This window comes from Streptomyces sp. NPDC048383, assembly GCF_040651775.1.
Lineage (GTDB): Bacteria > Actinomycetota > Actinomycetes > Streptomycetales > Streptomycetaceae > Streptomyces.
The window spans coordinates 1-9,654 of record NZ_JBEZKS010000114.1 but is presented as its reverse complement, the minus strand read 5'-3'; the positions used below and the strand labels follow the sequence as shown (position 1 = coordinate 9,654).

Genomic DNA, 9,654 nt, shown 5'->3' with positions numbered 1-9,654 from the left:
GACGTGGGAGGCGTTCGAGCGGGCGGGTATCGACCCGGCCGCTGTGCGGGGCAGTCAGGCCGGCGTCTTCGTCGGAACCAACGGCCAGGACTACGACTCGACCTTCCAGGTGATCCCGGAGGGAATCGAAGGATTCCTCGGCACGGGCAACGCGGCGAGCGTGGTGTCCGGCCGCCTCTCCTACGCGTTCGGGCTTGAGGGTCCGGCCGTGACGGTGGACACCGCGTGCTCGGCCTCGCTGGTGGCGTTGCACTGGGCCGTGCAGGCGTTGCGCAACGGTGAGTGCAGCATGGCGTTGGCGGGTGGTGTGACGGTGATGTCGTCGCCGGGGGCGTACATCGACTTCAGTCGGCAGCGCGGGCTGGCGGCCGATGGTCGGATCAAGGCTTTTGCCGCCGAGGCGGACGGTACGGGTTGGGGCGAGGGTGTCGGCATGCTGCTCGTGGAGCGGCTGTCGGACGCCCGTCGCAACGGTCATCCGGTGTTGGCGGTGATTCGTGGCTCGGCGATCAACCAGGACGGTGCGAGCAATGGTCTGACGGCGCCGAACGGGCCGTCGCAGCAGCGGGTGATCCGTGCGGCTCTGGCCGGTGCGGGTCTGTCGGCGGCCGAGGTGGACGCGGTGGAGGCGCACGGCACGGGCACGGTGCTCGGGGACCCGATCGAGGCGCAGGCGCTGCTGGCGACGTACGGGCAGGAGCGTTTCGAGGACCAGCCGCTGTTCCTGGGGTCGATCAAGTCGAACATCGGGCACACGCAGGCCGCGGCCGGTGTGGCGGGTGTGATGAAGATGGTCCTGGCGATGCAGCACGGGGTGCTTCCGCAGACCCTGCACGTGGGCGAGCCCACCCCGCACGTCGACTGGACCGCGGGCGACGTGGAGCTCCTCACCGAACAGCGGATCTGGCCGGAGACCGGCCGGCCGCGTCGCGCGGGCATCTCCTCGTTCGGCTTCAGCGGCACCAACGCGCACACCATCATCGAGCAGGCTCCCGAAGTCCTGGACGAGCAGTCGACGGCCGTCCCGCGGCAAGTTCCCGGCACCCTGCCGTGGATCCTGTCGGCGAAGACCGACGCCGCCCTCCGCGTGCAGGCCGAGCGGCTGGCGGCGTGGGTCGCGTCGGACGAATCGCTCGAACCGCACGACCTGGCCTACTCCTTGGCCACGTCGAGGTCCATGCTCGACCGTCGCGCTGTCGTTCTCGCCGAGGACCGGCCGGCATTCCTCGCCGGGCTCGAAGCCGTTGCCGCGGGGGACTCCGTGCCGGGCCTGATCCAGGGTGCCGCGTCGGGTGGTGAGCTGGCGTTCCTCTTCACCGGTCAGGGCAGTCAGCGGCTCGGGATGGGCCGCGAACTGTACGACGCCTACCCGGTGTTCGCCGACGCGCTGGACGCGATCTGCGCCCGCATGGACGCGCTGCTGGAACTGCCGCTACGGGACGTCCTGTTCGGGTCGGACACCGACCTGCTCGACGAAACTCGGTTCACGCAGCCGGCGTTGTTCGCGATCGAGGTCGCGTTGTTCCGGCTGCTCGAATCGTGGGGTGTGCGACCGGACTTCCTGTCCGGTCACTCCATCGGTGAGATCGCCGCCGCGCACGCGGCGGGCGTGCTCTCGCTGGACGACGCCTGTGCGCTGGTCGCGGCGCGCGGCCGGCTGATGCAGGCCCTGCCGTCCGGTGGGGTGATGATCGCCGTTCAGGCGTCTGAGGACGAGGTCCTGCCGCTGCTGACGGAGCGGGTGAGCATCGCCGCGATCAACGGGCCGCAGGCCGTCGTCATCGCCGGCGACGAGGACGCGGCGGAGGCGATCGTCGCCTCGCTCACCGACCGCAAGAGCAAGCGGCTGACCGTCAGCCACGCCTTCCACTCGCCCCACATGGACGCGATGCTGGAGGACTTCCGCCAAGTGGTGGAGGGGTTGTCGTTCGCGACGCCGCGCATCCCGATCGTCTCCAACCTGACCGGCGCCCTCGTCACCGACGACATGGGATCGGCCGAGTTCTGGGTTCGGCACGTCCGCGAAGCGGTCCGCTTCCTGGACGGGGTCCGCACTCTCGAAGCCGCCGGGGTGACCACGTACGTCGAACTCGGCCCGGACGGCGTGCTGTCCGCGCTCGCGCAGGAGTGCGTGACGCAGGACGCCGCCTTCCTGCCCGCGCTCCGCAAGCACCGCCCCGAGGACCAGGTCGTCACGACGGCCCTCGCCCAGGCCCACGTCCACGGTGTCGACGTCGACTGGTCGGCGTTCTTCGCGGGGACGGGCGCCCGACGCGTCGACCTGCCGACGTACGCCTTCCAGCGACAGCGGTACTGGCCCAGTGAGGTCGCGTACGCGACCGGTGACCCGGGGGCGATCGGGTTCGGCGACGCCGACCACCCGTTGCTCGGCGCGGCGGTCACCCTCGCCGACTCGGACGGCGTACTGCTCGCCGGCCGGTTGTCGCTGGACACGCACCCCTGGCTCGCCGACCACACGATCCACGGTGGGGTGCTGCTCCCGGGCACGGCCTTCGTGGAGCTGGCGGTTCGGGCCGGTGACCAGGTCGGCTGCGATGTGGTCGAGGAGCTGACGCTGGAGGCTCCGCTGGTCCTGCCGGAGCACGGTGGCGTACACCTCCAGCTCGTGGTCGAGGCGCCGAACGCCTCCGGCAGCCGAGCGTTCGCCGTGTACTCCCGGCATCAGGACGCACTCGCCGGGGAGTCGTGGACGCGTCACGGGTCCGGTGTGCTGGCCGTGGGTGCCGGATCGGAGACTGCGGCCGACTTCGGTGAGCTGGCGGTGTGGCCGCCGGTCGACGCCGTCGCGGTCGACGTCAGCGGGCTGTACGCGGACCTCGCCGGTGACGGCATGGCCTACGGACCGCTGTTCCAGGGGTTGAAGGCCGCCTGGCGGCGCGGGCGCGAGCTATTCACGGAGGTCGTACTTCCGCAGGACGGGCATCGGGACGCGGCGCGGTTCGGTCTGCACCCTGCTCTGCTCGACGCGGGCCTGCACGCCATCGGCCACGGTGACCCCGCTGCGACCGGGGCAGGTGCACAACTGCCCTTCTCCTGGTCCGGTGTTTCGTTGTTCGCGGGGGGTGCTTCGGCGCTGCGGATGCGGTTGACGCCGGTGTCCGCGGAGGATCCGCACACGTTGGGGTTGTTGGTCGCGGATGAGTTCGGGCGGGCGGTGGCGGCGGTGGAGTCGTTGACGTTGCGGCCGGCCTCGGCCGAGCAGGTCAACGCCGCTGCCGGTGGCCATGTCGAGTCCCTGTTCCGTGTCGCGTGGGTGCCCGCGCCGATCGTGGCTGCCCCGAGCGGCCTTCGTTGGGCGGTCCTGGGCCGCGATGAGCTCGGCTTGGGCGGCACGGGTGCGCTGGTCACCGTGTACGCCGACGCGGACGCGCTGGGTACGGCGCTGGACGCGGGGGAGCCGGTCCCGGACGCGGTCTTCGTGCTGCCGGGCGTGCAATCGCTCGCCGGGGACACCGTGGGCTCCGTCCACGCGGCGGTGAACGGCGCGCTGGAGTTGGTGCAGGGGTGGCTAGGCGACGATCGGTTCGCGGGTACGCGTCTGGTGTGGGTGACGTCGGGTGCGGTGGCCGTGGGCGCGGGGGAGGGTGTGCGGGATCTGGCGGGTGGCGCGGTGCGCGGTCTGCTGAGGTCGGCGCAGTCGGAGAACCCGGGCCAGGTCGTGATGCTGGACGTGGACGGGGTGTCGGCGGCAGGTTTTGCCGCCGCGTTGGCGTCCGGTGAGCCGGAGTTGGCGGTCCGGGATGGTGTGGTCAGCGTGCCGCGTCTGGTGCGCGTGCCGTCCGTGGCCGCTGCTTCCGAGGCCCGGATCAGCCTGGGCGACCCGTCGGGCACGGTGCTGGTCACGGGTGCCACGGGCAGTTTGGGCCGGTTGTTCGCCCGCCACCTGGTGACCGCGTACGGGGTGCGGCGGCTGCTGCTCACCAGCCGGCGCGGTCCGGAGGCGCAGGGAGCCGAAGAACTGGTCGCCGAGTTGGTCGGGTTGGGCGCGCAGGTCGACCTCGTCGCCTGCGACATCGCCGACCGGGGCGCGCTCGCCCGCCTGTTGGACCTCGTACCGGCGGAGCATCCGCTCACGGCCGTGATGCACACCGCAGGTGTGCTGGACGACGGTGTGCTGGCCTCGCTGACCCCGGAGCGGGTGGCGACAGTGCTCCGTCCGAAGGTGGACGCGGCGTGGAACCTGCACGAGTTGACCAGGGACATGGACCTCTCGGCGTTCGTCCTGTTCTCGGGTGCGGCCGCGGCGTTCGGTGCGGCCGGGCAGGCGAACTACGCGGCGGCCAATGCCTTCTTGGAGGTGCTGGCCGAGCAGCGTCGCGCCGAGGGTCTTGTGGCCACCGCGCTCGCCTGGGGTCTGTGGGCCCCGCAGGCGGGCAGTGACAGCGGAATGGCGGCGACCCTCGACGAGGTCGATCTGCGGCGTATCGCACGGGACGGCGTTGCTGCGCTGGCTGCCGACGAGGGGCTTGGGCTCTTCGACCTGGCCATGGGACTCGATGCGGCGGTGTTGGTGCCGATGCATCTGGACGTGTCGGTGTTGCGTGCGCAGGCGGTGTCGTCGGGTTCGGTGCCGGCGTTGTTGCGTGGGTTGGTGCGGGTGCCGGCGCGGCGGATGGTCGAGCGGCGTGCGGGTGGGGCGGCTGATGTCGGGTCCTCGCCGCTGGTGGCGCGGTTGCTCGGGTTGCCGGTCGCGGAGCACGAGGGCGTGTTGCTGGAGCTGGTGTGCGGTCAAGTGGCCGCGGTGCTCGGTCACACGGGTGCTGAGGCGGTGGATGCCGAGCGGGCGTTCCGGGATCTTGGTTTCGACTCGCTGACGGCTGTGGAACTGCGCAACGTGCTGAAGGCGGAGACCGGCCTGCGGCTCCCGCCGACACTGATCTTCGACTACCCCACTCCGGTCGCGCTGGCCCGTCATCTGCTGGGCGAGCTGTCCGTGACCGCCGGTCTCGGGGACCAGGACGCCGGACGTGGACAGCGGATGGCGCCGACCCGCCCGGTCACCGGTGTCATGGACGACCCGATCGTGATCGTGGGCATGGGGTGCCGGTTCCCGGGTGGTGTGCGGACGCCGGAGGACCTGTGGCAGCTCGTTGCCACGGGCGGCGACGGGATCACGGGCTTCCCGACCGACCGTGGTTGGGACGTGGAGGGGCTGTACCACCCGGATCCGGATCACGCGGGTACGTCGTACACGCGTGAGGGTGGGTTCCTGCACGATGCGGCGGAGTTCGATCCGGCGTTCTTCGGGATCTCGCCGCGCGAGGCCCTCGCCATGGATCCGCAGCAGCGGTTGCTGTTGGAGACGTCGTGGGAGGCGTTCGAGCGTGCGGGGATCGACCCGACGTCGATGCGCGGGACGCGTACCGGCGTGTTCGCGGGCGTCATGTACCACGACTACGCCAGTGGCTTCGGAAACGGCGAAGCGCTGCCCGAGGGAGTCGAGGGATATCTCGGCACCGGTATCTCCGGCAGCATCGCTTCGGGTCGCGTCTCGTACGCCTTCGGGCTTGAGGGGCCGGCGGTGACGGTGGACACGGCGTGCTCGTCTTCGTTGGTGGCTCTGCACTGGGCGATCCAGGCGTTGCGGCAGGGCGAGTGCGACATGGCGCTGGCCGGTGGTGTGGCGATCATGGCGACGCCGGAGACGTTCATCGACTTCAGTCGTCAGCGTGGTCTGGCCTCCGACGGTCGGTGCAAGTCCTTCGCGGACGGTGCGGATGGCACGGGGTGGGCCGAGGGCGCGGGCATGTTGCTCGTGGAGCGGCAGTCGGATGCCGTGCGCAACGGGCATCGGGTGCTGGCGGTGGTGCGGGGTTCGGCGGTCAACCAGGACGGTGCGAGCAACGGTCTGACGGCGCCGAACGGGCCTTCGCAGCAGCGGGTCATTCGTGAGGCGCTGGCCAGTGCCGGGTTGTCGGGCGCGGATGTGGACGCGGTGGAGGCGCACGGTACGGGTACCCGTCTGGGGGACCCGATCGAGGCGCAGGCGCTCCTCGCGACGTACGGGCAGGAGCGCGCCGAGGGTCGGCCGTTGTTCCTGGGTTCGATCAAGTCGAACATCGGGCACACGCAGGCGGCGGCGGGTGTGGCCGGTGTGATCAAGATGATCATGGCGATGCGTCATGGCGTGTTGCCGAAGTCGCTGCACGTGGACGCGCCGTCGTCGCAGATCGACTGGGAGGCGGGCGATGTCAGTCTTCTGACGGAGGCCCTGGACTGGCCGGAGACGGGTCGTCCGCGTCGTGCGGGTGTGTCCTCGTTCGGCATCAGCGGTACCAACGCCCACACCATCATCGAGCAGCCGTCCGTGCTTGAGGTCGAGCCGCTGGCAGAGGCGGATGCGCCGCTGCCGGTGGTGCCGTGGGTCCTCTCGGCGAAGGGTGCGGAAGCACTCCAGGCGCAGGCGCGTCAGCTCCAGTCGTACGTCCTGGCCACGCCGGACGCGCGGCCGACCGACGTCGCGTGGTCGCTGACGACGGGCAGGGCCTCCTTCGAGGACCGCGCGGCCGTCATCGCCACGGACCGCGACGCACTCCTGACCGGTCTCGCCGCACTGGCGGAAGGGCGATCGACGGGCACGCTGATCGAAGGCTCACCGGTCGGCGGGAAGATTGCCTTCCTGTTCACCGGTCAGGGGAGCCAGCGCCTCGGCATGGGGCGTGAACTGTACGACACGTACCCGGCGTTCGCGGAGGCTCTCGACGCCGTGGGTGCGCGTCTGGATCTCGAAGTGCCGCTGCGGGACGTTCTCTTCGGGTCGGATGCGGGCTTGTTGGACGAGACGCGGTTCACGCAGCCGGCGTTGTTCGCGGTCGAGGTGGCGCTGTTCCGGCTGGTCGAGTCGTGGGGTGTGAAGCCGGAATTCCTCTGCGGGCATTCGATCGGTGAGATCGCCGCCGCGCATGTGTCAGGTGTGCTGTCGCTGGACGACGCGTGCACGTTGGTCGCGGCGCGTGGTCGGTTGATGCAGGCGCTGCCGGCCGGCGGCGTGATGATCGCCGTTCAGGCTTCGGAGGACGAGGTCCTGCCGCTGCTGACGGACCGGGTGAGCATCGCGGCCGTCAACGGCCCGCAGTCGGTGGTGATCGCGGGTGACGAAGACGCTGCCATTGCGGTGGTGGAGTCGCTCGTCGGTCGCAAGAGCAAGCGGCTCACGGTCAGTCACGCGTTCCACTCGCCGCACATGGACGCCATGTTGGAGGACTTCCGCCGGGTGGTCGAGGGGTTGTCGTTCGCGACGCCGCGCATCCCGATCGTGTCGAACCTGACGGGTGCCCTCGTCGCCGACGGTGAGATGGGCTCGGCGGACTTCTGGGTCCGGCACGTCCGCGAAGCCGTGCGCTTCCTCGACGGCATCCGGGTCCTGGAGGCCGCGGGTGTGACGACGTACGTCGAACTCGGCCCCGACGGTGTCCTGTCCGCGCTCGCGCGGGACTGCCTGACCGCCGACACGACTGCCGTCCTCGTTCCGGCCTTGCGCGCGACGCGCGGCGAGGCCGAGACGATGGTCGCCGCCGTCGCCCAGGCGCACGTACGGGGTGCGGACGTGGACTGGTCGAGGTTCTTCGCCGGTGCGGGTGCCCGGCGCGTGGAGCTGCCGACGTACGCCTTCCAACGGCAGCGCTACTGGCTGGAGATGCCGACGGCGTCCCGCAAGGGTGCCGCGGACGACGTGGACTCCCGGTTCTGGGAGGCGGTGGAACGCGGGGACCTGGACTCGCTCGCCGCCGCACTGGACCTGGACGACGAGAACGCCCGGGACACCGTCCTGCCGGCCCTGCCCGCCCTGTCGGCGTGGCGCCGCGGCCTGCGGACCCGGTCCGAGGTGGACGCCCTGCGCTACCGGGTGTCGTGGAAGCCGCTCAAGGATTCCGTGACCCGTGCGGGACTGTCGGGTACGTGGCTGCTCGTGGTGCCTGCCGAGGGCCCCAACGACGCGGCCGTGGTCGGCGCGCTGACCGGGCGAGGCGCCGAGGTGCGCAGGATCGTGGTCGGGACCGGCACGGACCGGGCCGCGCTGGCCGGACTGCTGGCCGAGACCGTCGCCGACGCCGGCTCGGCGGCCGGTGTGGTGTCGCTGCTCGCCCTGGACGAAACCAGGGGCGTGCTCAGCACGGCAGCCCTGGTGCAGGCCATGGGAGACGCCGAGGTAGGGGTACCGCTGTGGTGCGTGACGCGCGGTGCGGTGAGTGTGGGTCGTTCGGATCGGCTGGTGTCGGCGGTTCAGGCGCAGGTGTGGGGTCTGGGTCGGGTGGCGGCGTTGGAGGCGCCCGAACGCTGGGGTGGTCTCGTCGACCTTCCCGAGGTGTGGGACGAGCGGGCGATGGGCCGCCTGGCGGGTGTGCTCGCCGGTGGCGCCCATGGTGAGGACCAGGTCGCGGTGCGTTCCTCCGGGGTCTTCGGACGCCGTCTGGTCCGTGCCGCCGCCGTTCAGGGCGAGCCGTCCTGGGCCCCGTCCGGGACGGTGTTGGTGACCGGTGGTACCGGCGCGCTGGGCGGTCGGATCGCGCGGTGGTTGGCCGAGGCGGGTGCCGAGCGTCTGGTGCTGACCAGCCGGCGGGGCATGGACGCCCCCGGGGCTGCTGAGCTCGCCGCCGCATTGGTGGAGGCAGGTACGGAGGTGTCGGTGGTGGCGTGTGACGCCGCCGACCGCGACTCCCTGCGCGCCCTCCTCGCCGCGGAGGCCGACACGTTGACCGCCGTCGTCCACACCGCCGGGATCCTGGACGACGGCGTCCTCGACGCCCTCACGCCGGACCGGTTCGAGTCCGTACTGCGGGCCAAGGCGGTCTCCGCCCTCAACCTGCACGAACTGACCGTCGAGTTGGGCATGGAGCTCTCTGCTTTCGTGCTCTTCTCCTCGATGAGCGGCATGACCGGCTCCGCCGGCCAAGCCAACTACGCGGCTGCCAATGCCTACTTGGACGCGCTGTCCGAGCAGCGCCGAGCTGCCGGTCTGCCTGCGACCTCCCTCGCCTGGGGCCCGTGGGCCGAGGGCGGGATGGCGGCGGACGAGGCGATGGACGCGCGGATGCGTCGCGAGGGTCTGCCGCCGATGGCTCCGGATACGGGGATGGCTGTGCTGCGGCAGAGTGTGTCGGCCTCGGGCGATGCGGCTTTGCTGGTCGCGGACGTGGACTGGGAGCGTTTTGAGCCCGCGTTCACCGTCGTACGTCCCAGCAACCTCTTCGCCGAGCTGGCGCAGACCCGGGTCGCCGCTTCCACCGCCGCCGAGCGGACCGAGAAGGCCGGTTCACCGGCCGAACGACTCGCCGGTCTCGGTGCGGCTGAATTGGCGCGCGAACTGCTCGCCCTGGTCCGTGCGCAGGTCGCTGCGGTCCTGGGTCACGCCGATGCCGACACCGTCGGCGCCGACCGTGCCTTCAAGGAACTGGGATTCGACTCGCTGACCGCTGTTGAACTGCGCAATCGGCTGGGGGCGGTGACGGGTGTGACCCTGCCCGCGACGCTGATCTTCGATTACCCGACGGCTTCCGCGCTGACCGCTTTCCTGCGGGACGAACTCCTCGGTACCCGTGCGGAGATCGCGGGTCCGGTGGTGGGGGCGGTGACGGCCGTCGATGACGATCCGATCGCGATCGTGGCGATGAGTTGCCGGTTCCCGGGTGGGGT

Annotated in this window: 1 protein-coding gene; it reads left to right on the top strand. The window is 71.1% G+C overall.

Annotation, left to right across the window (positions count from 1 at the left end; genetic code table 11):
• Positions 1-9,654: type I polyketide synthase (locus AB0D46_RS37870; RefSeq protein WP_362884568.1), on the top strand; the 9,654-nt coding region annotated here is incomplete at both ends.